Below are 25,962 nucleotides of genomic sequence, written 5' to 3'. Positions count from 1 at the left end.
GTTCAAATCCTGTCCCCGCAACCAAATACCCAAAACGGCCCGCCTCAGTGCGGGCCGTTTTTGCGTTTGCGGCCTGCCGCGCTCGGTTTTTGATCCTCATCAGGGCCTGCAAGGGAGGCGAGCCGACACAACTGGACAGAGAAAGAAAGTCAAGTCCTGTCCCGGCAACCAGTTTCGGCATAAACCCCCAGCAATCTCGAATGGTTGCTGGGATTTTCTTTGATGCCGGCGTCACTTGTTCGCCGGACATTCCCACCGGCGCTGCCAGGCCATGAATTTCTTTTGTCGATCAATTCACACGGTTTTCCAACCCCGCTGTCAGCGGTATCTCGAGCCCGCGACGCAATCCCGTCGCAACAACCGACACCCTGAATTTTCCGGCGAGCGCCTTGTCGAAAATGGCGCCGACGATGATATCGGCGTCGGCGTCGACCTCCTCGCGGATGCGGGTGGCAGCTTCGTCGACCTCGAACAGCGTCATATCAGTGCCACCCGATATCGAGACAAGGACGCCCTTGGCGCCCATCATCGACGCTTCGTCGAGAAGCGGGTTTGCGATCGCTGCTTCGGCCGCCTTCCTGGCGCGGTCCTCCCCGGTGGCTTCGCCGGTTCCCATCATCGCGCGACCCATATCGCGCATCACCGACTTCACATCGGCAAAGTCGAGATTGATCAGCCCTTCCTTGACGATGAGATCGGTGATACAGCCGACGCCGGCGTAGAGGACGCGATCCGCCATGGCGAACGCGTCCGCGAAGGTCGTCCTGGCATCGGCGATCCTGAAGAGGTTCTGGTTCGGGATGACGATGACGGTATCGGCGCTTTCGCGGAGCCGCTCGATGCCCTCATTGGCGGCATGCATTCGACGGTTCCCTTCGAAGACGAACGGCTTGGTCACGACGGCCACGGTCAGTATTCCCGCGTTGCGCGCGGCCTGCGCTATGACCGGTGCTGCACCAGTTCCGGTTCCGCCTCCCATGCCCGCGGTCACGAAACACATATGCGTTCCCGCAAGATGGTCCATGATTTCGTCGATCGATTCCACGGCCGCGGCATGGCCGACCTCGGGCAGGGATCCTGCACCAAGGCCTTCCGTGACGTGCGCTCCCAATTGGATCAGCCGCGTTGCCTTCGACATGGTGAGCGCCTGAGCATCGGTGTTGGCGACGATAAATTCGGTGCCCTGCAAGCCTTCGGCGATCATGTTGTTAATGGCGTTGCCGCCACCGCCGCCAACCCCGATGACGGATATTTTGGGCCTCATCTCCGAGATTGCCGGCCTCGTTGCAGTGTTCATTTGCCGTCTCTCCCATTGAATGCGCCAGCGCAGCGGTCGGTGGAAGGCTTGCTCCTGGCGCACTGCAAAGACTTTGGACAGTGAGCGAATCAGGACAGCCCAGCGTAACCAAGGGAATCAGACGGTTGAACCGGCTGCAAGTGCAGTATGCAAACTCGCGCATGTTAAGCGCCATTGGTTTGCCGGCCGAGACCGATCTTCCTGTTTCTACTTCACGCCGATGCCAGCCGTCAGGCCGCCATCGATCCTGTAGTCCGCACCGGTGCAGAACCCGGCTTTCGACGAACACAGAAAGGCGATGAGTTCCGCCACTTCCTCCGGCTCGCCGATGCGCCCGATGGGGTGGGCTTCGCCGAAGCGCCTGTAGGCGGCCTCGACATCGGCGTCGGTGCCATTCTCGCCGCGCGCCGCCTTTTCAAGGATCGGGGTGCGGATCGAGCCCGGGCTGACGGAATTGACGCGAATGCCGGAGCGCGCGTAGTCAAGCGCCAGAGAGCGCGTCAGGGTGTGGATGGCGCCCTTGGTCGTAGCATAGGCGGCGACGTTCTGCTGGCAGGCGAAGCCCTGCACCGAAGCCACGTTGACGACGGCGCCGCCGCCTCTCTTCATCATCTCGGGAATACCGAAATGCGCGGTCAGGTAGATCGAGCCGACATTGACGGACATCGCCTGGTTCCAGGTGTCGAAATCGGTGCTAACAGCGGTTCCATATGGATGGACGGCCGCGGAATTGACGATGATATCGAGGCCGCCGAACCGCTCGACACCGGCCGCGACCGCATCGCGAACCTGATCCGGCACGGAGACGTCGACGGCCATGACCAGCGCCCCGGCGCCGGAGCTGTCCAGTTCCGCTGTCATCGCCGCGTTGGCCGCGCGGTCGATGCCGCAGGCGATGATCGCCGCGCCGCCCGCCGCAAGACGTCTGGCGGTTGCCAGGCCGATGCCGGTCGTCCCCGTCACCAGAGCGATCTTGCCGTCGAAATCCTTCATTGCGCAAACTCCTTTAATTTGACTTCCATTGTGGCCCAACAATACGGTTCTGTTTTATCGCAAAGGAAAGCCTCGATGGAACAATGCTGGCGCTGGTATGGCCCTGACGACCCGGTGACGCTCGATCATGTCAAGCAGGCCGGAGCCACGGGCGTTGTATCCGCCCTGCATAATATCTATGACGGCCGCGCCTGGCCTTTGGCGGATATCCTGGAGCGCAAGCGGATCATCGAGGCCGAAGGGCTGACCTGGTCTGTCGTGGAGAGCATTCCCGTCCACAATTCGATCAAGATCGGCTCGGCGGAACGGGTTCGCTATGTTGGCTGGTACAAGGACACGATCCGTGCGCTGGCGAAAGCCGGCATAAAGACCATCTGCTACAACTTCATGCCTGTGGTCGACTGGACCCGCACCGACCTTGCCTATCGGCTTCCAACGACGGGCTACGCCCTGCGTTTCGACGCGATCGATTTTGCCGCATACGACCTGTTCGTCCTGAAGCGCAGGAATGCCGAGGCCAGCTACAGCGCGGCACGTATCGCAGAGGCGGAATTACGCTTCAAGGCGCTGAACGACGAGCAGATCGACAGGATCGAGCGCAATCTCATCGCTGGCCTGCCAGCAACCGAGCGCAGCTACAACCGTGAAAGCTTTCGCGAGGCATTGGCGGAATACGATTCGATCGGGCCGAAGGAGCTGCGCAACAATCTTGCCTGGTTTTTGCACGAGATCATTCCCGTGGCCGAGGAGGAGGGGGTGCGCATGTGCATCCATCCCGACGACCCACCATTCTCACTCTATGGCTTGCCACGGATCGTCTCGACCGCCGAGGACGCGCGTTTCATCCTGAACGCAGTCGACAGCCCGGCGAACGGCCTGACATTCTGCACCGGCTCGTACGGTACGCGCGCCGATAACGACATTGTCGGCATGGTCAAGGAATTCGCCGACCGGATCCATTTCGTCCATCTGCGCAATGTAACCATCGAGGATGACGGCTCCTTCTATGAAGCCGAGCATCTGGAGGGCGGCACTGACATGGCGCATGTCATCCTCGCTTTGATGCAGGAAGAGACGCGCCGCAGTAGGGAAGGTCGCGCCGACTGGCGGATTCCCATGCGTCCTGATCATGGCCATCTGCTCGCCGACGATATCGGCAAGACCAGGATCAACCCCGGCTACTCATTGATCGGCCGGCTGAAGGGCCTCGCCGAACTGCGCGGCATCATGCGCGCCGTGGAACGTTTTGATCTGGCCTGAGGATCGCAAACGGGAAGTGGTGCTAAGGTCGATGGCTTGATGAAACAAGCTCGGCCTTGCGCCGTGCCGTCTCCAGCCCGATGGCTATGAAGCGGCGCGCATGCCGGGCCAGTTCCATATTGTCGGTCCACAGATTGCGCCAGATGGCGGTTTTCTTCGACAGGTTCTCGTCGACGATCTCCGATGAGAAGGATTCGAAGCTGAGGTCGTCGCTATAGCCGATCGCGGTCAGCGCATCGAAGATCGCGGCGAAGTCGATGTTGCCGGTGCCGAGGAAGCCGCGATGGCTCTCGCCGATATGGACATAGCCGATCTTCTTCGCGGCGTGGCGGATGGCCAGCCCGACATCGGCCTCCTCGATATTCATGTGGAAAGTGTCGAGATGCAGGAAGATGTTGTCGGAGCCGGTGTCCTCGATGAAGGCTAGCCCTTGTGCGGCGGTGTTGAGCAGATTGCTCTCGAAGCGGTTGACGATCTCGAGGTTGAGCGTGACGCCGGCGGCCTTGGCGGTCTCCGCGACCTTGGCGAGCGTGGCAGCACTGCGGTTCCATTGATCGCGCGTCGGCGCCTCAGTCTGCAATCCGTGGCTGGTGCTGAGGATGCCGGCGACCTTGCGGCCGCCGAGATCGCGGGTGAGCGCGATCGTACGTTGCAGGATTTCGACGCCGTGCGCCGCAATCGCCTTGTCGGCGCTTGAAATGTCGCCGTCGGCCGGCAGTCCGATGCTGATCGCCACGCCGAGATCGAGGTCGGCGATGCGCCTGGCCAGCCCGCCAATGTCAACATTGGCAGGGTCGAGATAGGAGAATTCGATCAGGTCAAAGCCGGCCTCTTTGGTGTTGGCCAGCGTCCGTTCGAGGTCGCCTTGCGCCGAGCTTGCCGACCAGACGAAAGAATGGATTCCAATGCGCGACATGATCGTCTCCTGCTGGTCGAGAGCATCGGACCCAAAAGTGGAAACCGGTTTTGGGAAAATCCGATGCTCAGACAAAAAAGGTGCGGCCGGTCATCCCGGCCGCACCAGCCTTGGGAGGCCTTAGCGGGCTGCGGTCCAGCCCTTGTAGTCCTTCAGGTTCTCGGCTGTGATCAGCTGCGGGTCGAGCAGTACCGTCGCCTCGGCCGGCTTTTTGCCGGCGAGCACCTCAGCCGCCATCTGCAGCGACTGGCCAGCCATGACGTAAGGATCTTGCGAGGCCGAGGCCTTGATCATCGAGGTGCCGGAAGAGAGTTCCTTCTCGATATCGGGCGCGCCGTCGACCGCAGTGAAGATGAACTCCGAGCGGTTGAGCTGCTTGGCCGCAAGCTGGGCGCCGATCGCCGTCGGATCATTGATGGCGAACACCGCGTCGATCTTGTCGAAACGGGTCAGCAGCGACTGGAACACCTTCAGGCCGCCGTCGCGCGAGCCTTCGGCATTCTGGTCGTCGGAGAGGATCCTGATATCCGGGTGCTTCGCCAGCACGTCCTTGCAGCCTTTGACGCGCTCCAGGATCGACGACGATGCCGGGCCGTTCAGGATGACATAGTCGCCCTTGCCGCCGGTGTGGTCGACCAGATACTGGCAAGCCGCTTCGCCGGCCTTGACGTTGTTGGTCATCACGGTGACGTCGGCGCCCGGCGCCGAAACATCGAAAGCGGCAACCACGATGCCCGCCGCCTGCGCCTTCTTCACCGCCGGTGCGATCGCCTTGGCATCGACGGCGTTGAGCATGATCACGTCGACGCCGGCGGCGATGAAGGAGTCGACCTGCGAGACCTGCTTGTTGAGGTCGTAGTCGGCCGACACCGACGTCACCTCGACATTAGGGTTGATCTTCTTGGCGGCGTCCTCGATGCCCTTGATGGTGGCGACGAAGAACGGGTTGCCGAGCAGGCCGACCGAGATGCCGACCTTGTTCAGATCCTTGGCCGAAACCGGTGCGATGACGACGGCCGCAAGGGCAACGCCGCAGAGCAGATTAGCGATGGTCTTCATTGTTTTCCTCCTGATGCCCCGCGCCTCTCACGGTGCGTTACATGAAACCGGGTCGTTGACGCCGGCGACTAAGGTCAATCACGTTCTTGCTCCTGCCTGGAGCCTGTAGCGGTCGAGGGCGACCGCCACGATGATGACCAATCCCTTGATGATGTACTGCCAGATGTCCGAAACACCGGCCAAGATGAGCCCATTGGAGAGCACCGCGATGATCAGCCCGCCGATCAGCGTGCCCCAGATCGAACCGACGCCGCCGACAAAGCTGGTACCGCCGAGAATGACCGCGGCAATGGCGTCGAGCTCATAGGACTGCCCAAGCTGCAGCCCATTGGCCGCATAGAGCCGGGCCGCCGACATGGCGCCGCCAAGGCCGGCCAGAAGGCCGGAAACGCCATAGACGAAGAGCAGCACCAGCGGCACCTTGATGCCGGTGAGGCGCGCGGCTTCGGCATTGCCGCCGACGGCATAGATCCAGGTGCCGAGCACGGTGCGCTTGAGCACCAGCCAGGACAGCACCACGACCGACAGAGCGATGATGACCAGCCAGGGAATGCCGAACAGCGAACCGTTGCCGATGAAGTCGAACGGCAGGTCAGAGTTGAACACTGTGGTGTCCTGGCCGAGCAGGCGGGCGACGCCGCGCACGGCGGTCAGCGAACCCAGCGTGACGATGAAGGGCGGCAGCTTGATGTAGGCGACGAGCAGCCCGTTGACGACGCCGAAGCCGAGGCCGACCAGAATGGCCGCCGGCACGCCGAGCATGCCCCACTCCGGCACCAGCGACACCATCACCGCCACCATCGCCGAGGCGGCAAGGATGGAGCCGACGGACAGGTCGATGCCGCCGGTCAGGATGACGAAGGTCATGCCGGCCGCGAGCACGATGTTGATCGACGACTGCTGCGTGACGATCAACAGGTTGGTCTCGGTGAGAAAGCGCGGGTTCATGAACTGGAAGCCGGCCGCCAGCAGGATCAGGACCGGCAGCATGCCAAGCGCGGCGAAGGCGGTGCGCAGCCGCCGGCTCCTGCCGACCGCCTGGTCACCCGCGCTGATCTCGGTTGCCTTGTCGGTCATCCCTTGGCCGCTCCCGTTGCAAGTTCCATGATTGCTTCCTGACTGAGCGGCTGGCCGGCGGATGCCATAACTTCGCCAGCGATAGTGCCGTCGCGCATCACCAGCACGCGATCGGCGACGCCAATCACCTCCGGCAGTTCGCTGGAGATCATCAGGATGGCGATGCCCTTCTTGGCGAGATCGTCGATCAGCCGGTAGATTTCGGACTTCGCTCCGACATCGACGCCGCGAGTCGGCTCGTCGAGGATGAGGACCCGCGGCTCGGTTTCGAGCAGACGGGCGAGCAGCACCTTCTGCTGGTTGCCGCCCGACAGCGAGCCGGCATTGGCCTGCACCGACCTGGTCCGGATGGAGAGGTCGGAAACGGCCTTGGCGGCGCGCCTTTCGGCCGTGGCGAAGTCGCGCAGGCCGCCGGCCTGCGCGTCCCTTGCGAGCACGCCCATGCTGATATTGTCGGAAATCGACATGTCGAGAAACAGACCGAGTTCCTTGCGGTCTTCGGTGAGATAGGCGATGCCGGCGTCCAGCGCCTCGCGCGGCGAGCCGATGGCTATCGGCTTGCCGTCGAGTTCCAGCGTGCCTGATGTGTGCCTGTCGGCACCGAAGATCAGCCGTGCGAGCTCGGTGCGGCCCGAGCCGACCAGGCCCGCCAGCGCCAAGACTTCGCCCTTGTGCAGGTCGAAGGAACAGTCCTTCAAAAGATTGCCGTCCGACATGCCCTGCACCGATAGCGCGATCGCGCGCTTGCTGTCCGGCGGGCGGTGATCCTTCTTGTAGAAGGCGGACAGATCACGGCCAACCATCATCGAAACGAGGCGCGAGGCGTTCAGATCGGCGCGGTCGAGCGTGCCGACAAAGCCGCTGTCGCGCAGCACGCTGACACGGTCAGCAAGTTGGTAGACCTCTTCCATCCGGTGGCTGATGTAGATGATGGCGATGCCCTGCGACTTCAGCGTCGCAATGACCTCGAACAACCTGTCCGTCTCGCGCGAGGTCAGCGAGGTGGTCGGCTCGTCCATGACGATGATGCGCGCGCTGGTCGACAGCGCGCGAGCGATCTCGACCAGCTGGCGTTCGCCGAGCGACAGGCTGGAGACCGAGTCCCCCGCCGAGAAAGAGACGCCGAGCCGTGCGATGATCTCGTTAGCGCGCCGATTGCACTGATCGCGGTCGACGATGCCGAACCGTCTCGGCTCGTTGCCGAGGAAGATGTTCTGCGCAACCGACAGGTTGGGCGCCAGCGACAGCTCCTGATAGATGACCGCAATGCCGTTGGCGCGAGCCTTGATCGGGTCGCCGGTCGCAACCGGTGTGCCGTCGATCAGGATATCGCCGCCTGGATCCGGCCGATAGGCGCCGGACAGCACCTTCATCAGCGTCGACTTGCCGGCGCCGTTTTCGCCCATCAGCGCGTGCAGTTCGCCGGCGTGGACGGTCAGCGACACGTCCTGCAAGGCGCGGATCGGGCCGAACGTCTTGGAGATGTGCCGCATCTCCAGCATCGGCTGGCGCGCCGTCTCGATTTGGGCAGCGGCGGTCATCGTGCACCTCGCGCTGCAGTTTCAACCATGCCTCGATCGCCGGAGAGGCCGCGCCAGCTGTCGCGGTATCCAGCAAGACCAGCGAAGCCGGAGGCGCACACCGGCTCCGGCGCCTCGGCGGCAAATTCGCGTCCAACACTCTCGAAGGCAAGAGCCGCCGCTCCGGTGGCGCTGCCCTCCAGCGTGGCGCCCTGCATGAAGGGCTGGCCGGGGCGCAGCTGCGCCAGCAGGGCGGCGAGCACGCCGCCACTGTTCAGCCCGCCATCGACGATTACGGTATCGTTCGAATGGATCAGGTCGAGACACAGATCGATCATCAGTGCGACATAGAGCAGTGCCACAGCCGCGCGCTCCTCCGCGTTGGGTGTGCGCCCGACCAATTCGCCGGGATGGCCAGGCATCGGCCCGCCCGGGGCGAAACTAGGCAGCGCCATGATGCCGGCGTCGATCACCTGCTGTACCAAGGAGTGGGCGATTGCGCCTTGCCAGCCGGCGCTGATTGTCGCGAATTCACGGCCGCCCATGAAACGGATGGTCGGCACCGGGCCAGCATCGACATCGACATTGACCAGCATGTCGCGGTCGCGGTCGAGCGCGTCGAGCGGGCAGTCCGGGTTGAGCACGACGACCCAGGTGCCGGTCGAGACGACAGTGACCGGCCCAAGCTCCTGCCGGCGATAGGCATGGAGCGCCGCATTGCTGTCATGGACACCGTTGTGGATGGCAATCGGCTGTGTTGCCCCGCCGAAGCGCCGCTCGCCGATGACAGCTCCGGCACGCTCAAAGGCGGGCATCTGGCCGCGCCAGCCCTCGGCGTCGACCAGCGAACTGAAATCGCGCTTGCGCGGCGCCCACAGATGCGAGTGACAGCCGAGATAGGATACTTCCGAGACCGCCCGGCCGCCAAAGCGCCAGCTCCAGTATTGCGGATGGCCGAGGATCGATTTCGCGGCATCGAACGCGCTGGATTGCACCGCCTTCAGCCACAGCATGTGGCGACCATAGTTGAAGCCGAGCGGCAGGAGCGGCGAGAAAGTCTCGGCAAAATCCGGAATGCGGCGATCGATCTGCGCGGCGATCTCAGCCGGTGGCTCCTGCTCGTAGTCGAGAATAGGATGCGTCAGCGCCGCATTGTCGACCAAGGCAAAGGTGCAGCCATGGCCCGAAACCATCAATCCTTCCACACCATGATTGTCGACCGCTTCGCCGACGACGCGAGCCGCCCAATCGTGAAGCGCTGTCTCGTCGAGCACACTGAAGTCGCCTTTGCGCGTCCAGTTCGGCTGAGTCCGGCGCTCATCGAGAATCTGCCCGTCCTGACCAAAGACGAAGAGCTTCGAGTTGGTCTTGCCGAAGTCGAGGACGGCCACCTTCACTGCAGGGCTCCAGAGGCAGAGGCGATCCGCACCATGACGCCGGCGTCTTCGAGCATGCGTGCATCCGCATCGGACAGGCCGTCATCGGTCACCAGCGTGCCGATGCGGGACAGAGGCAGCGCGACGTTGCGCGCGTGGATCGACAGTTTGCGGCTGTCGGCCAGCACCACGATCTGGTCGGCGCATAGGCTGAGTTCGACGATGGAGCGGACCAGCAGCGGATGCGATTCCAGCACGCCCTCGGCGCCGATCCCTTGCGCGCCAAGAAAGAATTTCGACGCATAGAACGGCACGGCCTGGGTGAGCGAATGGATGATGCCAGGCTCGCGATGAAGCTCACCGCCGGCGATGGTTAGGCTGCAATGACCGTGGTCGCTCAAATAGGCGATGAGCGGCATCGAGTTGGTGTAGAGCCGGATGTTGCGGTCGGCGAGCTTGGCACCGAGATGGAAACAGGTCGAACCGCCATGCACGATGACGGCGTCGCCATCGCGCACCATGGTGGCGGCGAGAGCCGCGATCTGCCGCTTGGCTTCGACTGCGAGATCGCGGTTCTCGTCATAGGGCCTGGCATAGGCGACGCCCGCCTGCGAGGCGCCATCGAGCGCCGAGATGCCGCCATAGACCTTTCGTGCTTCACCGGCCTCATCGATCTTGTCGATGTCGCGCCGCACCGTCGCAGCCGACACGCCGAGCCGCTCCTGCAGCTCGCGCACTGAGGCGAAGGGGCGATCCCGCAACAACTCGACAATCTGACGCTGGCGGCCGGAGTCGCTCAACGGATACCCTCCCGAAATGCCATTTTACCACGGCAATTGGTGCAACTTACTCAACACCGATCAGATTGCAAGCTCGATTTGACTAGATAAGATCACTATTGACGTAACTTACTCGCATCTGCGATACCAGCATCACTCGTTATCCCGGCAGCGGGATATCCAAAGCCGTGGCCACGCGCCCGTTTGTGAAGGAATTTCGATGGCAAACTATGCGGATGCGCAGGAATTGGCTGCTTTGCGGTCGCTTTCGGCCAGCATCGGGCGCGACCCGCATTTGACCCAGGCCGCGGGCGGCAACACTTCGCTGAAGGCTGGCGACACGCTCTGGATCAAAGCTTCCGGTACTTGGTTGAAGAATGCGCTCGCCGAAGACATTATGGTTCCCGTGGCGATCGCCCCGCTGCTCAGGGCTGTCGAACAGCGCGACCCGGCCGCCGATAAGCCGCAGGGTTTCGCCATCGAGGCGCTCAACACACGCAGGCTGCGCCCCTCGATCGAGACCACGGTTCATGCCCTGATGCCGCAGCGCGTCGTCCTGCATGTCCACTGCGTCGACACTATTTCGCTTGCCGTGCAGGCCGACTGCGAGGCTCAAATCGCCAAGCGCCTCGATGGTCTCGAATGGGCGTATGTTCCCTATCGCCGGCCGGGCCTGCCGCTCGCCCAAGGCATTGCCGAGCGCCTTCGACCAGGGGTCGATATGCTGATCCTTGCCAATCACGGCCTGGTCGTCGCAGCCGAGACCGTTGCCGGCGCCGAAGCGCTGCTGCGCCGCGTCACAGGGCTGCTGGCGCGGCCGCCCCGCGAGGTGGCGGAGCCCAACCTTGCTGCACTGACGGCGCTCATCGGACGCACCGGTTACAGGTTGCCGGCGGATGTCGAAGCGCATGCGGCCGCGATCGATCCGGAAAGCTGCCGCATGGCGTCGGGGGGCAGCCTCTATCCCGATCACGTTATCTTTCTCGGCCAGGGTTCGGTCGTGGCGAGACCCGGCGAGGACGTGAAGCGTGTCACCGAACGGTGCGACAGTGCACCGGTGGCAATCCTGTTTCCCGGGCTTGGCGTGCTGATGCGCGGCGACGCGAGTGGCGGCGCCGACGCCATGCAACGCTGCCTTGCCGACGTGACGGCGCGGGTTGATGTCGCGGCGAAGCTGAACTATCTGACCGCCGCCGAGAACGACGAACTGATCAACTGGGACGCCGAGCAGTACCGCCAGAAACTCAATGCAGCCGGCAGCTGACATGGCGCGTTCGATAGGCCCGCTTTCGATCGGCCCCCTTTCGATCGGCATCGACATCGGCACATCAGGTGCGCGCGCCGTCGCCATGCGCCCGGACTTTTCGATTGCCGCGCGTTCCGCCGTCCCACTCGACAGATTTGGCCAGAACGCCCCCGACCCCTCAGTGTGGTGGTCAGCGGTCGGCGCGGCGCTGACCGAACTGCTTTCAGGCATCGATCGCGCCGCGGTCCGGTCGATTGCCGTCGACGGCACTTCGGGCACGCTGCTGCCGGTCGACGGCACCGGGCGGCCGCTCGCCGAACCGTTGATGTACAATGACAAGGTCGACGACGACGCTATTCTGGCCGTGATCGCGCGCGAGGCGCCGGCAGCGAGCGCAGCACTTGGGGCGACGTCCGGTCTCGCCAAGGCGCTCTGGTTCCAGCGACGGCCCGGCGTTGCCGCGGTGCTGCATCAGGCGGACTGGATCGCGGGACAGTTCTCCGGCCGTTTCAATGTCAGCGACGAGAACAATGCCCTGAAAACCGGTTACGACGTCGAGGCCCGGCGCTGGCCGGACTGGATCGCCGCGACCGGCATGCGCATGGAACTCCTGCCTCGCGTCGTCAAGCCGGGCGACATCGCGGGAACACTCTCCGCGAGCGCCGCGGATTTGTTCGGCCTGGCGCGCGACGTCGCCGTAGTCGCCGGGACGACGGATGGCTGCGCGTCATTCCTGGCGACGGGCGCTGCGGCAGTTGGCGACGGCGTCACCGCGCTGGGGTCCTCGCTGACCATCAAGATCCTCTCCGACCGGCCGATCTCGGCGCCGCAGTTCGGCATCTATAGTCACCGGTTGGGAGATGCCTATCTGGCGGGTGGTGCGTCGAATTCGGGCGGCAAGGTGCTGGCGCAGCATTTTCCCCTCGCGCGCATCATCGAGTTGAGTGCGGCGATCGACCCTATGACGGAGACGGGCCTCGACTATTATCCACTTCCCGCGGTCGGCGAACGCTTCCCGGTAGCCGATCCTGCCCTGCCGCCGCGTCTGACGCCGCGGCCGGCGGACGACGCCGACTATCTGAAAGGAATGTTGGAGGGCATTGCCGAGATCGAGGCGCTCGGCTATCGCCGGCTTGCCGAGCTCGGCGCGCCTCGGCTGAACTCGGTCAGAAGTGTCGGCGGCGGTGCGGCAAACGCCGCCTGGACCGCGATCCGGCAGCGCAAGCTGGGCGTCGATTTTCTGCCGGCGCTTTCGGACGAGGCGGCCGCCGGCACGGCGCGGCTGGCGCTGATGGGCGCAATCGAAGCGGGGCTTTTGTGATTACGAAGACAGTTGAACATGTCGATGGCATCGGAGCGTTGGTTGAGCGCTATCAGGTGTTCCTGCTCGATCAGTTCGGCGTGCTGCACGATGGAACAAACCCTTATCCGGGCGCCGTGGAGGCATTGTCGGCGCTGAAGCGCGCAGGCAGGACGATTGTGCTGGTCTCAAACTCGGGCAGGCGCGCGCGGCCCAACGAAGCCCGCTTGCTGAAGCTCGGCTTCCAACCAGGAAGCTGGGATCAATTTGTCTCCTCCGGCGAGATCGCGTGGCGGTCCTTTCACGAAATGGCGATATCTGGAACGCTGCGCCCAAACACAAAGTGCCTACTGATCAGCCGCGAGGGCGATCGCTCGGCGATTGAAGGCCTGCCTTTCGCGTTGACCGGTGACGGCGACGATGCCGAGCTGGTGCTGATCGCCGCCAGTGAGGGCGATCGCTATGACATCGATCACTATCGCAGACTTTTTGCACCGGCAGCAATGCGGCAGGTGCCGTGCTTCTGCACCAACCCCGACAAGATCATGCTGACCGCCGTGGGGCCTCGCTTTGGCGCCGGTCAGCTTGCGGATCTCTATGAGAGCCTCGGCGGCAGCGTCACCCGTATCGGCAAGCCCTATACCCCGATCTTCGACGCCGCGCTGGCGCTGGCGGGCAACCCGGACCGAAGCAGCGTGGTCTGTGTCGGTGACAGCGTCGAACATGATGTCGCCGGCGGAATTGGCGCCGGCGTGGCGACTGCGCTGGTCTTGTCTGGAATATTGGCTGACATCCCTGACCTGGCCGAGCTTTTCGACAGTCTGGATGCCTACCCCGATTACACCACGGATGTTTTTAAATTCGCTGATTGAGGCCGGCAGGTTTCCAGGGTTGGGCGCTGCCACGGCAATGATACTGTCGGTCGTGGTGCTCGGTGGCGCAGCCCTTTGGCTGCCGGTGCCAGTTCACATCTGGTTGGTCGGAGGCTATTGGTCCTGCATGCGTGATTTTCAACTCCCCGGTCGGTCGCCGGTTCGTGCGACGGAAGCGATGGCCGCGACATCGCACCCTCTGGCGACACTGGCGGCGCTCGAGATGCTGCGGTCCGGCGGTAACGCGATGGATGCAGCCGTGTGCGCGGCGGCGGTGCAGGCGGTCGTCGAGCCGCAATCGACCGGTATCGGCGGCGACTGTTTTGTCCTCTATTGTCCCAACGGCCAAGGCGAGGTTCTGGCCTTCAACGGCTCCGGCCGCGCACCTGCGTCAGCGACGGCTGAATGGTATCTGGACAGGGGGCATGTAGAACTGCCTGAGTCCGGTCCGCACGCGGTCACCGTGCCGGGCGCCGTTGACGCCTGGTGCCGGCTGCTCGAGAAGCACGGCAGAAAGGGCGTCGACGCCGCGCTCGCACCTGCCATACGCTGCGCCGAACAGGGCTACGTCGTCCAAGACCGCGTCGCCTTCGACTGGGCTGAAAGTGCTGCCTTGCTTGCCGCTGACGAACATGCCGCGCGGATATTTCTGCCGGATGGAAGGGCGCCGCAGGCAGGCGAGTTGCACCGGCAGCCGCAACTGGCCGACACCTTGCGCATCGTCTCGCGCCGTGGCCGCGCCGGCTTTTACGAAGGCGAGGTTGCGGACGACATGTGTCTCGCGTCTGCGCGCGCTTGGCGGGCTGCATGCGCTCGAGGATTTTGCGGCCACGAAGGGTGAGTATGTCAGGCCCGTCGGTACGTCCTACCGAGGCTACGACATCCATCAGATGCCGCCGAACAACCAGGGCCTGACGGCACTGATCATGCTGAATGTGCTGTCAGGCTTCTCGCTCGGCGCGCTGGAACCGAACGGCGCCGAGCGCTTTCACCTCGAGATCGAGGCTGGGCGGCTTGCGTATCAGGACCGCGACAATTTCATCGGCGACCAGAACCACGTCCATGTTCCGGTTGAGCAGTTGTTGTCCAGATCCCATGCGGACCGGCTCCGCGCCGAGATCGATCCGGCGCGTGCGATGACGCATCTGCCTCGGCTTGAGCTTCAGCCGAGCGATACCGTTTACATCTCCGTGGTCGACCGCGATCGTAATGCGGTCAGCTTCATCAACTCGACCTTTGGTTCGTTCGGCAGCGGGGTGGTCGGCCCGAGCACCGGCGTCGTCCTGCAGAACCGCGGCAGCAGCTTCCGCCTGGCGGCGGACCACCCAAACCGCATCGCACCGGGAAAACGCCCCATGCACACCATCATGCCGGGCATGGTGACAGCCAAGGGCCGGGCGATCATGCCGTTCGGCGTGATGGGCGGCGGCTACCAGCCGTTCGGCCATGTCCACCTGCTCACCAATATTATCGATTTCGGCATGGACCCGCAGGAGGCGCTTGATGCGCCGAGGGTGTTTTACCGCCAGGACGCAGTGGAGGCGGAGCGTGGCGTTCCGGCCGAGGCGATCGCCGGCCTGCGCGAGCGAGGCCACGACGTGTCCATCCCAAGCGAGCCGCATGGCGGCGGCCAACTGGTGCTGATCGACTGGGACAAGGGCACGCTTACCGGCGCGTCCGATCCACGCAAGGATGGTTGCGCGCTGGGTTACTGACGATCGGCCGCGCCTTGCGTGCTGGTCCTGTTCAGTTTTGGCGCTGCCGTCACCAGCGCCTTGCCGATCGTCGATTGCGGGGCACCGATGACCGCACGGGCGTTGCCGCTCTCGGCGACGCGGCCGGCGTCGAGGATGACGACACGATGGGCGATGGCGCTGATAACGCCGAGATCATGCGAAATGAACAGATAGGCGATCCGTTCCTCGCGCTGCAGATCGAGCAGCAATTGCAGGATCTGTCGGCGCACCGATACGTCGAGCGCGGACACCGCTTCGTCGAGCACGATCAGCGACGGCTTTGTCGCGATGGCGCGAGCAATCGCGATGCGCTGGCGCTGGCCGCCCGAGATCTCGTGGATGGCGCGGCCGGCGAGATCAGCGCTCAGGCCGACGCGATCCAGCAGAGCGGCGATGCGGCGCGGGCGTTCTGATCGGGTTGCGATGCCATGGATCCGCAGCGGATCGTCGAGCACGCGCGCGACGGTGGCGCGTGGGTTGAAGGCGGCGAGCGGGTCCTGAAATACCATTTGCAGACGAGCACGCCGGGCGCGCAAGGCAGCGCCGCTCAGGGACAGGAAATCGCCGCCTTCGAACTCGATGCGGCCGGCGTCCGATTCGATCAGCCGCAGCAGCAGCCGCGCGATGGTCGACTTGCCGCTGCCGGAAGGCCCGGCCAGTGCCAGCGTCTCGCCGGGCTCGATGTCGAAGGAAACATCATCGACGGCGGCGATTGACTTGCCGCCGCGACGATATCGTTTGGTCAGGCCGGAAACAGCCAGCAATGGACGGCTCACCTCGATGCTCCTGCCGGCTGCGGCATTGGTTCGGCGTCGAGGCCGAGATGAGCGTCGAGCAGCGCTCTTGTGTAGGCGTGGCGCGGGCCAGCAATGATCTGCGCCGTCGGACCGAGCTCGACCAGCTCGCCGTGCCGGAACACGGCGATGCGCTCGGCCAGCTCGGTGGCCAGCGCGATGTCGTGGCTGACGAACAGCAGCGTCATCCCGTCCTCGGCCACCAATTGTCGGATCAGCGCGACGATCTCGGCCTGCACGATGGTGTCCAACGCGCTGGTCGCCTCATCGGCGATCAGCAGTTTCGGACCTGCCGCGATCGCGGCGGCGATCGCTACGCGCTGCTTCTGGCCGCCGGAAAGCTGGTGCGGATAGGCGCGCAAGGCGGCATCGGGATCGGACAGGCGGACGCGTTCGAGCAGGGTTTTTGCCCAAGCATAGGATTGCGGCCAAGTAAGGCGGAGATGCGTGTGCGCAACTTCCGCGATCTGCTCGCCGACCGACATCACCGGATCGAGGCTGGCCGAGGGGTCCTGGAAGACGAAGCCAATGTCGCGGCCGCCGAGGGGGGTGTGGGTGGACCGGGTAATGAATTCGGATGGCTGGCGTTCCTTCACACCCCCCTCAGAGGGGGGTGCCTTGGCACCAACGGATGGCGACGATGGCAAAAACCAGTCAAGGCAGCCGTCAATCCTGGAGGAAGCCGGCAGCAGCCCGGCGGTGGCCAGCGCCAGCGTGCTCTTGCCCGAGCCGCTCTCGCCGATGATGGCGAGGCGCTCGCCGGCGGCGACATCGAGGTTGACATGTTTCAGCGCCGCCACCTCGGCGCCATCGCGGCGATAGCTCACCGTCAAATCGCGGATCGAAAGCAGTGCCGTCACGACAGGCTCCTCCTCACCGCTGTCGTTTCGACGACGCCTTCGCCGGCGAGATAGACGCCGAGCACGGTCAGCACGAGCGCTACGCCCGGAATGATCGACAGGAAGGGCGCGGCGCGCAGCACGGCGCGACCTTCGGCGATCATGCCACCCCAGGTCATGCGGTTCGGGTCGCCGAGACCGAGGAAGGACAATGCCGCTTCAGTAAGGATCGCCGCGGCGACGATCACCGACGACAATGCCAGCACCGGCGGCAATGCGTTGGGCAGCACTTCGCGAAAGGCGATCTCCAGCGGATGCATGCCGATGACGCGGGCGCCGGCGACAAAATCGCGCTCGCGGATCGACAGCACTTCGGCTCGCGCTACGCGCGCCGGACCGGTCCATGCGCCGAGCGCTATCGCCGCGACGACGACGCCGAGTGATGGCCCGACGACGCTGACGAAAGCCAGCGCCAGCAGGAAGCTCGGCACGGTCTGGAAGGCGTCAGTGATGCGCATAAGGACTTCGTCGACGAGGCCGCCGGTAAAGCCGGCCAGCGTGCCGACTATCGCGCCGACGGCAATGGCTGCGGCTGCCGCCGCCAGCCCGACTACCAGCGAGGTGCGGGCGCCGTGGAAAAGTTCGGCCAGCACGTCACGGCCGAGCCGGTCGGTGCCGAGCGGCAGCGACCAGTCCTGAAAGGGCGGCAGCAATGCCGGCCCGGCAATGGCCTGCGGATCGCCGGGGAAGAACAGCGACGCCGACAGCGCGATGGCAAACAGCGCCACCAGGATGATCGCGCCGGCGATCGCTTCCGGCGCCCGAAGAAAGCGGCGAAGCGGGTTCACGCGCTCGCCTCGTTGGCGCCGACGCGCGGATCGAGGAAGACGTAGGCGATGTCGACGAGAAGGTTGATCACGACAACCAGAACGGCGCTGGTGAGAATGATGCCGAGCAACAGCGGCGTGTCTCGCGCCGCCACTGCTTCCTGCGCCAGCCGGCCAAGGCCGGGCACGGAAAAGACGCTTTCGATGACGACGCTGCCGCCGAGCATCTGCGCCGATTGCAGGCCGAGCATGGTGACCAGCGGCAACAGCGCGTTGCGGGCAACGTGGGCGAGCACGATGCGGCGGCGGGACAGCCCTTTAGCGCGAGCGGCGAGGACAAAATCCTGTCGCCAGACCTCGGCCATGCCGGCGCGCATCATGCGCAGGTAGAGCGCGAGATAGATGAAGCCGAGTGCGGACACCGGCAGGACGAGATGGCTGGCGATATCAACCGCGCGGTCGAGGCCGGTCTTGGCCGACGCGAGGCTCTCGATGCCGCCGATCGGGAACCAGCGCAGGTCGACGGCAAAGACGATGATCAGCACCAGCCCGAGCCAGAAGCCGGGAACGGCATAGAGCGCCAGCGAACCGATCGACAGGAAACGGTCGCGAAAGCTGCCGGGCCTGGCGCCGGCATAGATGCCGAGTGCCGAGCCGAGCCCGAAGGAGAGCGCGGTGGCGCTGCCCATCAAAAGCAGCGTGTTGGGCAGGCGTTCGAGGATGACGTCGCGGATCGGCCGCGAAAAGCTCACCGATTGGCCGAGGTCGAGATGCAGCAGCGCCCAGAGATAGTTGGCCAGCCGCGTCAGCGCCGACTGGTCAAGGCCCCAACGATGGCGCAGCAGTTCGATCATGCCGGCATCGCCGCCGGTCGAGGCGATATAGGCGTCGACCGCGTCGCCGGGGGCGGCTTCCAGCAAAAGGAAAGTGCCGATGACGACAATCAGCAGTACGAAGACGCTGCCGACGAGGCGACGGCGAAGGAGGGTGAGGCTGCGGGTCATGCGGCAATCGCGCTGGGGAGGGACCCCAGCCAGTGGCGTCGCGTTCTACGGCGCCCCCCTCGTGGGGGAGATGTCCGGCAGGACAGAGGGGGGCGCGAAGGAACTCTCATCGCCGAAGCTGAGCACCCGATTACGCGATGTGCAAGCCTGGAGAAAACGCTAGCCCGCCAAATAGGTGTCCGCCCAGTTCGACACCGCCCAGCGCGGGTTGTTGGCGACATTCCCCACCGTATCTCTGATAACGCTGATGAAGTTCCATTCGGCGACGTTGATCAGCGGCAGGTCGGCTGCGACCTTTTTCTGAAACTCCTTGTAAAGTTCCGTCCGCGCGGCGGGGTCGAGCGTCTCGGATGCCTTGGCGATCAGGGCGTCGAGTTCGTCGTTCTTGTAGCCGCCCTGGTTGGAGAACGGCACCCCGTCGGGAATGCCGCTCTGCACGAGGATGGTGGTCGAGATCGCAGGGTCGCCGCGGAACACCGGCGGCCCGACCGCGAGGTCGAAAGCGTGGTCGGTGTAGACAGCCTTGATATGCGCGGCCGAGTCGTTGTTGACCAGCTGCGCGTCAATGCCGATGGCGGCGAGCGCCTGGCGCAAATAGTCGCCGAACTGCTTGGTCTCGTTGAAATAGGGTGCCGGCAGTAGCTTCAGCGAAAAGCGCTTGCCGTCGTCGCCTTTGCTGTAACCGGCTTCGTCGAGCAGGGCGTTGGCCTTGGCCACATCGAAGTCATAGGTCGGCACATCGGCCGTATAGAATTGCGGATCGTTCTTCGGCACCGGGCCGGTGGCTGTGGCGGCGTAGCCGAGGAACACTGTCTTGACGACGAAATCCTTGTCGATGGCGTGGGCGATCGCCTGGCGCACCTTCAGGTCGGCCAGTTCCTTGCGGCGATGGTTGATCTCGACGACAAGCTGATAGGTCAGCCCCTCATAACCCTTGGTAATCACCTTGAGACCAGGCACCTTGGAGATGCGGTCGAGATCGGCCAGCGGCACCGCGGAAAAGGCGGCGAGCTGGATCTCCTCCGCCTCGAGCGCGCTTGCGGCCGAGGTGCGGTCGGGCAGCACCTGATAGATGATCTCGTCAAGGTAAGGCTGGTCCTTGCCCCAATAATCGGCATTCTTCTCCAGCCGGTAATATTCGCCTGACTTGTGTTCGGCGAATTTGAACGGGCCGGTACCGACGGGCGCGTTGTTGGCCGGGTTCTCTTCGATCTTTCCGGTCTCGTAGATGTGCTTGGGCACCACGCTGCTCAGCGCCGGCAAGGCATTGCGGATCAGCTGGAACGGTGTCGGCTTGGCGAATTTGAACACAGCCGTCAGTTCGTCCGGCGTGTCGACCGCCTCCAGATCCTTGAACACGGTGCGGCCGAGATTCTGCAGCGGCTTCCAGATCTGCAGCGCCGAGAACGCGACGTCGGCGGAGGTGAAGGGTTTGCCGTCATGCCATTTGACGCCCTCGCGCAATTTGAACGTCACCGACAGGCCATCGGCGGCGCCCTCCCAACCTATCGCCAGGCGCGGGTCGAGCCCGTCCTTGCCCTCGAAGGACGCCTCAGCCAGCGTTTCCACGATCTTGCTCGAAATGAAGAACACGCCGTTGGAAGCCACGATCGCCGGGTTGAGGTTGCGCGGCTCCGAATCGGCGGCGACGACCAGCCGTCCGCCTTTCTTCGGCGTCTGTGCCAGACCGATGGTCGGCAGCGCCGTCGAGGTCAGAAGCAATACCGAACCGGTAAGCACGGTGCGTCTGGAAATCGTGAAATCTGACATGATTGAACTCCGTCCCTCTCAGCCACCCGGCCGGGTGGGCCATCACCCTCGGACGCCAGACAGCCTCCTTGCAAGGGTGATTATGAGCCTTGCCGAGGGTTTCGCCAGAGACGGATTTGGCGCATCCTCATGTGGCTTTGAAAATTTCGTCCGCTGGACCAGTTACAAGAAGCGGTTCAATCCGATCATTCTGGTAGGACCAAATTAGGCTGGACACCGCAGTGTACGACGACGGAGGGTGCCGGAACGGCCGTTCCACCTGTTTCTGGCTGGACCAGGCTGGACAAAATAGTGCAGATTTGACCGACAGCCAGAGCATCAGAACCAAAACAGCCTCGACCAGGGAAATTCAGGGAGAGAGAGATGAACGTCGCCCCGGGCAAGAATGCCGTCAGCACCATCCCGTTCGATCATGCCAGGCTCGATCGGCTGATGGAGGAGGCCGGCATCGATGTGCTGCTCGCTACCTCCAAGCACAACACGCAATATCTGCTTGGCGGCTACAAGTTCATCTTCTTCGCCGCCATGGATGCGATCGGCCACAGCCGCTATCTGCCGATCGTTGTCTACGAGAAGGGCGGGCCGGGCCACGCCGCCTATATCGGCAACCGCATGGAGGGCGGCGAGCACCAGAACAAGCCGTTCTGGACGCCGACCTTGCATGCCGCCTGCTGGGGCACGCTCGACGCCGCCAACCTTGCCGTCGAACACCTGACGAAAATCGGCAGGGGCGATGCCCGCATCGGCATCGAGCCGGCTTTCCTGCCGTCGGATGCCTACACGCTGATCCGCAAGGCTTTGCCCGACGCCAAGCTGATCGACGCGACTGATATGCTGGAGCGGATGCGTGCCATCAAGACGGAAGCCGAGTTGGAGAAGTTGCGCATCGCCTCCGAACTGATCACCGATTCTATGCTGGCGACCATTGCGTGGGCACGCGAAGGCACGACCAAGACTGAGATCGTCGAGCAATTGCGGCGCGAGGAGACCAATCGCGGAGCGCATTTCGAATATTGCCTGCTGACGCTGGGTTCCAGCCACAACCGCGCCGGCTCGCCACAGGCATGGAAGAAGGGCGAGGTGATGTCGATTGACTCAGGCGGCAATTATCACGGCTATATCGGCGACCTCTGCCGCATGGGCATTCTGGGCGAGCCGGATGCCGAACTCGAGGACCTTTTAGCCGAGGTCGAGACGGTGCAGCAGGCGGCCTTTTCCAAGGTATGCGCCGGCACACTGGGCGGTGATATGATTTCCTATGCGGAGGGCGTGCTGAAGAAATCCAAGGTTGCGCCCTATACCGATTTCTTCGCCCACGGCATGGGGTTGATCACGCATGAAGCGCCATTCCTGATGACCAACCATCCGGTGACATATGAAGGCACCTATGCCGAAAAGCCGCTGGAGAAAAACATGGTGCTCTCGGTCGAGACCACGATGCTCCACCCGACGCGCGGCTTCATCAAGCTGGAAGACACCGTGGCGGTCACCGAGACTGGCTACGTCATGTTCGGCGATCGGGGCAGGGGTTGGAACAGAGGTGGAGTTTGACAGCCTTGCAATGAAAGGCGCTGCCCCCTCACCCGATTGCCAACCGAATTGCAAAGGGCAATTCGGGACAATCCGACCTCTCCCCGAAGGGGAGAGGAGGTCGCCAACACTGGCGCCTGTCTCTTCTCCCCAGCGGGGAGAAGGTGGCCGCGAAGCGGCCGGATGAGGGGGCCTCAACTCTGAGGCGGCGGCAAGATCACTTCCCGCCCGGCGGCAGCAGCCTGAAATCCGGCAGGTCGCGCAACGCCAGTTCCGGTCCGGCGGGCGAATAGACGACGAAGAGCTGCATCGGCCCATCGCCGGTATTTAGCGTCGAATGAAAGCGGCTTTCCGGCACATAGATGGTGCAGCCGGGGCCGACCTTCGCAATGACCGGATTGCCCTTGTCGTCCTCAACCATCTGCTCGCCATTACCTGATATGACGAAGATGATTTCCTCGGCGCCCGGGTGGTTGTGGCGCGTGTGGCCCTTGCCGGACGGCAGGTCGATGACGCCGCCGGAAAAGCGCGTCGCGCCGTTCACCTCGGGCGCCACCGTCAACGACAGTCTGCCCCAGTCGAAGCCGAAGGCGCTGACCTCCTTCGGATAGACAAACACCTTGTTCTTGTCGGTCATCGTCTTATCCCTTCTTTTTCTTTGCAACGATTGTGCCGCCAAGCGTGACGGCCTTGAAATCCGCAGTCTGCCTGGCGATCGCCGCTTCCGCCGGCAGCCGCTCCATCGAGCTTGCCCCGTAAAAGCCGTGCAGGCCCTTGCAGCGTTCGAGTATGTACCGGGCGTCGTCCGGCATCGAGATCGGTCCGCCATGGCAAAGCAGGATGACGTCCTTGCGCACGACACGCGCCGCTTCAGCGATGGCGTCGATCTCCGTCACGCAGTCGTCGAGCGACTTGGCCGACGTCGCGCCGATCGAGCCGCCGGTGGTCACCCCCATATGGGCGACGATGATGTCGGCGCCGGCCTTGGTCATGGCGCGGGCCTCATCGGGATTGAAGACATATGGCGTGGTCAGCAGGTCGAGTTCGTGTGCCGCGGCGATCATGTCGACCTCGAGCCCGAAGCCCATACCGGTTTCTTCGAAACTCTGCCGCATCTGGCCGTCGAACAGGCCGATGGTCGGAAAGTTCTGCACGCCGGAAAAACCCATCGTCTTCAGCTCGGCCAGCAGCAGCGGCATGATGACGAAGGGATCGGTGCCGTTGACGCCGGCCAGCACCGGCGTCTTCTTCACCACCGGCAGCACCTCATAAGCCATTTCCTTGACGATCTCGTTGGCGTTGCCATAGGCGAGCAGGCCGGCGGCGGAGCCGCGCCCGGCCATGCGGTAGCGGCCGGAATTGTAGATGATGATCAGGTCGATGCCGCCGGCCTCCTCGGCCTTGGCGGACAGACCGGTGCCGGCGCCGCCGCCGACGATCGGCACGCCGCCGGCAATCATCTTGCGGAATTTTTCCAGGATCTTCTTGCGCGGTATGGCGGCCATGGCTTCGTCTCTCACTGCCTGGCGATGTCGAGAAAAGCCGCAACCGCAGCCTTGGCGAATTCGGGATCGTTGATGTGCATCGGCAGGCGCGTCACGCTTCGCGCGTCATCAGGCTTGATCGTGCGCTCGATGGCCTCGAAGAGTGCTGCATCGGCCTCAGGGTCGAAGAAAGCGCCGCCTTCGATGTCGAGCGCCGAGACGCCTTTTTCGGGAATGAGGAACCGGACCGGGCCATCGCAGAGGCTCAGTTTGGTGCCGATCCATTCGCCGATCTTGCGGCTTTCGTCAGGTGTCGTGCGCATAAGCGTCACGTTAGGATTGTGCTCGTAAAAAAGCCGCCCGCTATAGCGTTCCGGAATGGTCGGCGGCGCCCAGAAATTCACCATGTCGAGCGCGCCGACCGAACCGACATAGGGCAGCCTGGTGCGGGCGATCGCGCCGAAGCGGTCTTCGGTCGCCGGCAGCACGCCGCCGAACAGAAGGTCGCAGACTTCTGTCGTCGTGATGTCGATGACGCCGGACAGCAAGCCGCTGTCGGCAAGCTTCTCCATGGTGCGGCCGCCGGTGCCGGTGGCGTGGAAGACCATGCAGTCATAGATCGATCGGAGCTGTTCGGCGATAGAAGTCACGCACGGCGTGGTCACGCCGAACATGGTGAGGCCGATCGACGGTCTGCCGTCGGGCGGCTCCGCCGGCTTTGCCGCCATGCCTGATATCGCCTGGGCGGCGTTGTGCAGCACGACACGAGACAGCCGGTTCAGGCCGGCCATGTCGGTCACCGACGGCATCATCACGATGTCGGAGACATCGACATAAGGTGCGGTGTCGCCCGAGGCGAGCGTCGAAACCATGATCTTGGGCAGGCCGAGCGGCAGCGCGCGCATGCCTGATGTGATGATCGAAGTGCCGCCACCACCGCCAATGCCGATCACACCTGCTATATCGGTGCGCGATTGAACAAACCGGGTGAAAGCGAGGGCCATTGCCGCCACTGCGGTGCCGCGGTCGTCGATGCTCAGTACGGCACTGCTGCCGCCGGGATGGTGGCCGCCGACCTCTTCGGCCGAGACATCGACCGGCACGGTTGGGTTGCGCGTTCCAACATCGATGCGAGCGACAGCCGCACCGGTAGCAGCGACCGCATCGGCCAGAAAGGCGAGTTCCTCACCCTTGGTGTCGGCGGTGCCCACCACATAGACGCGCTTCATTGCGTTCCCCGGTTCTAGGCGCGCTCGGCGTTGCCGCCTGCCGCTCTTTGCCCGGCCGTTCGGCAACGCGAAGGCCATTGCAATTTTTTGAGACGCGCGTATCATATTGACATGAATGTCTCACGTCAACAAGCGGCGGTTTCCGACGATGCCGGTTCTGGAGCCGCACGCGGACCGCGCGCGCGCACAAGACGGCTGATGCTGGAGACGGCGACAAGGCTGATGCAGGCGGGCGCCACGCCTTCGGTCAGCGAGGTCGCAGAAGCGGCAGAAGTCTCCCGCGCCACCGCCTATCGATATTTTCCAAGCCAGGCGGCCCTGGTGCAGGCGGTGGTCGACGAAGGACTCGGGCCAATCCTCACCTGGAAATCAGCCTCGGCCGATCCCGAGCGCCGCGTCGTTGAACTGTTCGATACGGCCATGCCGCGCATCGAAGCCTTCGAGGCGACCTTCAAGGCGGCGCTGAAACTGTCGCTCGACCAGTGGGCGCGGCGGCAGGCAGGCACGCTGGGCGGCGAGCCGGCCTTCACGCGCGGCCATCGCGTCGACCTGCTCAAGGACGCGATCGCACCGCTCAAGCACCGGCTGCCGCCACGCGAATTCAAGCGCCTGGCGCAGGCCCTGTCGTTGATTTTTGGGGTCGAAGTGCTCATCATACTGAAGGACATATGGGGGCTGGACAGCCGCAAGATGATGTCGGTAGCGCAATGGGCAGCCGGCGCCCTAGTGCGGGCTGCAGTGATGGAATCGGTAACCGAAGGAGGCAGAAGCGCGCCGGCGACAGCCACGGAATAGTATCGATCTGGTTCGACCAGTTTGGGATGCTGATTACCGAGAATAGTCGACGTGCCGCAACGCGAGCAAGGCCCTTGCGTATCAAGGAGTAGGAAAATTTAAGAAAAACAGACAGATGTTGCTGGGATCCGCTTGTCTGAGGGGCTGCCATCGTCCAAGAAAGTGCTTGACGTGTCTCCGAAATTGGTAATACCAGATCAGGACAATATGGCGGATTAAAAGTGAGGGCTGCGATCCATTTCCGGCCGAGCGAGGAGGC

23 protein-coding genes and 1 pseudogene are annotated in these 25,962 nt (G+C 63.7%); 7 read left to right on the top strand and 17 right to left on the bottom strand.

The window, feature by feature from the left end:
* The 3 genes from CIT31_RS34670 to CIT31_RS21815 form a co-directional block, all read right to left on the bottom strand.
* On the bottom strand, window positions 1-250 hold a 250-nt coding region (locus tag CIT31_RS34670; RefSeq protein ID WP_206073396.1), incomplete at its 3' end, for a hypothetical protein.
* 39 nt (window positions 251-289) lie between these two features.
* Window positions 290-1,297: a cell division protein FtsZ gene (gene ftsZ, locus CIT31_RS21820; protein WP_029348340.1), complete on the bottom strand. Its 1,008-nt coding sequence runs from the start codon at window positions 1,295-1,297 to the stop codon at window positions 290-292.
* Window positions 1,298-1,504: 207 nt separating this feature from the next.
* The gene (locus tag CIT31_RS21815; protein ID WP_029348339.1) at window positions 1,505-2,290 is read right to left on the bottom strand and encodes an SDR family NAD(P)-dependent oxidoreductase; all 786 of its coding nucleotides are present in this window, start codon (window positions 2,288-2,290) and stop codon (window positions 1,505-1,507) included.
* A gap of 75 nt (window positions 2,291-2,365) precedes the next feature.
* Here CIT31_RS21815 and uxuA point away from each other — a divergent pair, with 75 nt between their 5' ends.
* Entirely contained in the window at window positions 2,366-3,550 is a 1,185-nt protein-coding gene (gene uxuA, locus CIT31_RS21810; RefSeq protein WP_095520322.1) for a mannonate dehydratase, read from the top strand.
* Between the two features lie 22 nt (window positions 3,551-3,572).
* Here uxuA and CIT31_RS21805 read toward each other — a convergent pair whose 3' ends face one another.
* From CIT31_RS21805 to CIT31_RS21780, 6 genes are all read right to left on the bottom strand, one after another.
* Window positions 3,573-4,466 (bottom strand): sugar phosphate isomerase/epimerase family protein, encoded by an 894-nt coding sequence (locus tag CIT31_RS21805; RefSeq protein WP_095520321.1) that lies wholly within the window; start codon window positions 4,464-4,466, stop codon window positions 3,573-3,575.
* A gap of 120 nt (window positions 4,467-4,586) precedes the next feature.
* Window positions 4,587-5,525 carry an ABC transporter substrate-binding protein gene (locus CIT31_RS21800; RefSeq protein ID WP_095520320.1) on the bottom strand — a complete coding sequence of 313 codons (939 nt, stop codon included), beginning with the start codon at window positions 5,523-5,525 and terminating at the stop codon, window positions 4,587-4,589.
* A gap of 78 nt (window positions 5,526-5,603) precedes the next feature.
* The gene (locus tag CIT31_RS21795; RefSeq protein WP_095520319.1) at window positions 5,604-6,602 is read right to left on the bottom strand and encodes an ABC transporter permease subunit; all 999 of its coding nucleotides are present in this window, start codon (window positions 6,600-6,602) and stop codon (window positions 5,604-5,606) included.
* The gene (locus tag CIT31_RS21790; RefSeq protein ID WP_095520318.1) at window positions 6,599-8,143 is read right to left on the bottom strand and encodes a sugar ABC transporter ATP-binding protein; all 1,545 of its coding nucleotides are present in this window, start codon (window positions 8,141-8,143) and stop codon (window positions 6,599-6,601) included. The genes CIT31_RS21795 and CIT31_RS21790 overlap by 4 nt, the downstream gene beginning before the upstream one ends.
* Window positions 8,140-9,519, bottom strand: coding sequence for an FGGY-family carbohydrate kinase (locus CIT31_RS21785; RefSeq protein ID WP_095520317.1), 1,380 nt, complete (start codon window positions 9,517-9,519; stop codon window positions 8,140-8,142). The genes CIT31_RS21790 and CIT31_RS21785 overlap by 4 nt, the downstream gene beginning before the upstream one ends.
* Window positions 9,516-10,298: a DeoR/GlpR family DNA-binding transcription regulator gene (locus CIT31_RS21780; protein WP_095520316.1), complete on the bottom strand. Its 783-nt coding sequence runs from the start codon at window positions 10,296-10,298 to the stop codon at window positions 9,516-9,518. The genes CIT31_RS21785 and CIT31_RS21780 overlap by 4 nt, the downstream gene beginning before the upstream one ends.
* A 199-nt stretch (window positions 10,299-10,497) precedes the next feature.
* On the opposite strand from CIT31_RS21780, the gene CIT31_RS21775 reads away from it, so the two are divergent.
* The 4 genes and pseudogenes from CIT31_RS21775 to ggt all read left to right on the top strand — a co-directional run bounded on the left by CIT31_RS21775 (window position 10,498) and on the right by ggt (window position 15,410).
* Window positions 10,498-11,541: a class II aldolase/adducin family protein gene (locus CIT31_RS21775; protein ID WP_095520315.1), complete on the top strand. Its 1,044-nt coding sequence runs from the start codon at window positions 10,498-10,500 to the stop codon at window positions 11,539-11,541.
* Window position 11,542: 1 nt separating this feature from the next.
* The gene (locus tag CIT31_RS21770; RefSeq protein ID WP_095520314.1) at window positions 11,543-12,844 is read left to right on the top strand and encodes an FGGY-family carbohydrate kinase; all 1,302 of its coding nucleotides are present in this window, start codon (window positions 11,543-11,545) and stop codon (window positions 12,842-12,844) included.
* Entirely contained in the window at window positions 12,841-13,695 is an 855-nt protein-coding gene (locus tag CIT31_RS21765) for a TIGR01459 family HAD-type hydrolase (protein ID WP_095520313.1), read from the top strand. The genes CIT31_RS21770 and CIT31_RS21765 overlap by 4 nt, the downstream gene beginning before the upstream one ends.
* Before the next feature lie 127 nt (window positions 13,696-13,822).
* Window positions 13,823-15,410: pseudogene (ggt, locus tag CIT31_RS21760) on the top strand (gamma-glutamyltransferase).
* On the opposite strand, the gene CIT31_RS21755 reads toward ggt, so the two are convergent.
* From CIT31_RS21755 to CIT31_RS21735, 5 genes are all read right to left on the bottom strand, one after another.
* Entirely contained in the window at window positions 15,404-16,207 is an 804-nt protein-coding gene (locus tag CIT31_RS21755) for an ABC transporter ATP-binding protein (protein WP_095520312.1), read from the bottom strand. The pseudogene ggt and the gene CIT31_RS21755 overlap by 7 nt on opposite strands.
* Window positions 16,204-17,085 carry an ABC transporter ATP-binding protein gene (locus CIT31_RS21750; protein WP_165778521.1) on the bottom strand — a complete coding sequence of 294 codons (882 nt, stop codon included), beginning with the start codon at window positions 17,083-17,085 and terminating at the stop codon, window positions 16,204-16,206. Before CIT31_RS21750 ends, CIT31_RS21755 begins: the two co-directional genes overlap by 4 nt.
* On the bottom strand, window positions 17,082-17,912 hold the full coding sequence (locus CIT31_RS21745; RefSeq protein ID WP_095520311.1) for an ABC transporter permease: 831 nt from the start codon (window positions 17,910-17,912) through the stop codon (window positions 17,082-17,084). Before CIT31_RS21745 ends, CIT31_RS21750 begins: the two co-directional genes overlap by 4 nt.
* Window positions 17,909-18,895 carry an ABC transporter permease gene (locus CIT31_RS21740; protein ID WP_095520310.1) on the bottom strand — a complete coding sequence of 329 codons (987 nt, stop codon included), beginning with the start codon at window positions 18,893-18,895 and terminating at the stop codon, window positions 17,909-17,911. Before CIT31_RS21740 ends, CIT31_RS21745 begins: the two co-directional genes overlap by 4 nt.
* A 159-nt stretch (window positions 18,896-19,054) precedes the next feature.
* Entirely contained in the window at window positions 19,055-20,665 is a 1,611-nt protein-coding gene (locus CIT31_RS21735; RefSeq protein ID WP_095520309.1) for an ABC transporter substrate-binding protein, read from the bottom strand.
* Between the two features lie 363 nt (window positions 20,666-21,028).
* Here CIT31_RS21735 and CIT31_RS21730 point away from each other — a divergent pair, with 363 nt between their 5' ends.
* A complete protein-coding gene (locus tag CIT31_RS21730; protein WP_095520308.1) occupies window positions 21,029-22,216 on the top strand; it encodes a M24 family metallopeptidase in 1,188 nt (395 codons plus the stop codon).
* Window positions 22,217-22,412: 196 nt separating this feature from the next.
* On the opposite strand, the gene CIT31_RS21725 is transcribed toward CIT31_RS21730, so the two are convergent.
* The 3 genes from CIT31_RS21725 to CIT31_RS21715 are packed head-to-tail and all read right to left on the bottom strand — an operon-like array spanning window position 22,413 to window position 24,908.
* Entirely contained in the window at window positions 22,413-22,832 is a 420-nt protein-coding gene (locus CIT31_RS21725; protein ID WP_095520307.1) for a cupin domain-containing protein, read from the bottom strand.
* A 4-nt stretch (window positions 22,833-22,836) separates the two neighbouring features.
* Window positions 22,837-23,700, bottom strand: a complete 864-nt coding sequence (locus CIT31_RS21720; protein WP_095520306.1) for a phosphoenolpyruvate hydrolase family protein — start codon at window positions 23,698-23,700, stop codon at window positions 22,837-22,839.
* Window positions 23,701-23,711: 11 nt separating this feature from the next.
* The gene (locus CIT31_RS21715; RefSeq protein ID WP_095520305.1) at window positions 23,712-24,908 is read right to left on the bottom strand and encodes a Tm-1-like ATP-binding domain-containing protein; all 1,197 of its coding nucleotides are present in this window, start codon (window positions 24,906-24,908) and stop codon (window positions 23,712-23,714) included.
* A 111-nt stretch (window positions 24,909-25,019) separates the two neighbouring features.
* Between CIT31_RS21715 and CIT31_RS21710 the strand changes: the two genes are divergently transcribed.
* Window positions 25,020-25,703, top strand: a complete 684-nt coding sequence (locus CIT31_RS21710; RefSeq protein ID WP_065009766.1) for a TetR/AcrR family transcriptional regulator — start codon at window positions 25,020-25,022, stop codon at window positions 25,701-25,703.
* Window positions 25,704-25,962 lie beyond the last annotated feature (259 nt).

It is taken from the genome of Mesorhizobium wenxiniae, assembly GCF_002284535.1.
Lineage (GTDB): Bacteria > Pseudomonadota > Alphaproteobacteria > Rhizobiales > Rhizobiaceae > Mesorhizobium > Mesorhizobium wenxiniae.
Note: the sequence above shows the minus strand (reverse complement) of the source record. Positions and strands in the feature narration are given on the sequence as shown.

What these genes read in the sequence shown, in the direction of transcription:
- CIT31_RS21725 (WP_095520307.1), bottom strand. Translation starts at nt 22,832, where the DNA reads ATGACCGACAAGAACAAGGTGTTTGTCTATCCGAAGGAGGTCAGCGCC.
- CIT31_RS21710 (WP_065009766.1), top strand. Translation starts at nt 25,020, where the DNA reads ATGAATGTCTCACGTCAACAAGCGGCGGTTTCCGACGATGCCGGTTCT.
- uxuA (WP_095520322.1), top strand. Translation starts at nt 2,366, where the DNA reads ATGGAACAATGCTGGCGCTGGTATGGCCCTGACGACCCGGTGACGCTC.
- CIT31_RS21795 (WP_095520319.1), bottom strand. Translation starts at nt 6,602, where the DNA reads ATGACCGACAAGGCAACCGAGATCAGCGCGGGTGACCAGGCGGTCGGC.
- CIT31_RS21730 (WP_095520308.1), top strand. Translation starts at nt 21,029, where the DNA reads ATGAACGTCGCCCCGGGCAAGAATGCCGTCAGCACCATCCCGTTCGAT.
- CIT31_RS21805 (WP_095520321.1), bottom strand. Translation starts at nt 4,466, where the DNA reads ATGTCGCGCATTGGAATCCATTCTTTCGTCTGGTCGGCAAGCTCGGCG.
- CIT31_RS21770 (WP_095520314.1), top strand. Translation starts at nt 11,543, where the DNA reads ATGGCGCGTTCGATAGGCCCGCTTTCGATCGGCCCCCTTTCGATCGGC.
- CIT31_RS21790 (WP_095520318.1), bottom strand. Translation starts at nt 8,143, where the DNA reads ATGACCGCCGCTGCCCAAATCGAGACGGCGCGCCAGCCGATGCTGGAG.
- CIT31_RS21800 (WP_095520320.1), bottom strand. Translation starts at nt 5,525, where the DNA reads ATGAAGACCATCGCTAATCTGCTCTGCGGCGTTGCCCTTGCGGCCGTC.
- CIT31_RS21735 (WP_095520309.1), bottom strand. Translation starts at nt 20,665, where the DNA reads ATGTCAGATTTCACGATTTCCAGACGCACCGTGCTTACCGGTTCGGTA.
- ftsZ (WP_029348340.1), bottom strand. Translation starts at nt 1,297, where the DNA reads ATGAACACTGCAACGAGGCCGGCAATCTCGGAGATGAGGCCCAAAATA.
- CIT31_RS21740 (WP_095520310.1), bottom strand. Translation starts at nt 18,895, where the DNA reads ATGACCCGCAGCCTCACCCTCCTTCGCCGTCGCCTCGTCGGCAGCGTC.
- CIT31_RS21715 (WP_095520305.1), bottom strand. Translation starts at nt 24,908, where the DNA reads ATGAAGCGCGTCTATGTGGTGGGCACCGCCGACACCAAGGGTGAGGAA.
- CIT31_RS21720 (WP_095520306.1), bottom strand. Translation starts at nt 23,700, where the DNA reads ATGGCCGCCATACCGCGCAAGAAGATCCTGGAAAAATTCCGCAAGATG.
- CIT31_RS21775 (WP_095520315.1), top strand. Translation starts at nt 10,498, where the DNA reads ATGGCAAACTATGCGGATGCGCAGGAATTGGCTGCTTTGCGGTCGCTT.
- CIT31_RS21815 (WP_029348339.1), bottom strand. Translation starts at nt 2,290, where the DNA reads ATGAAGGATTTCGACGGCAAGATCGCTCTGGTGACGGGGACGACCGGC.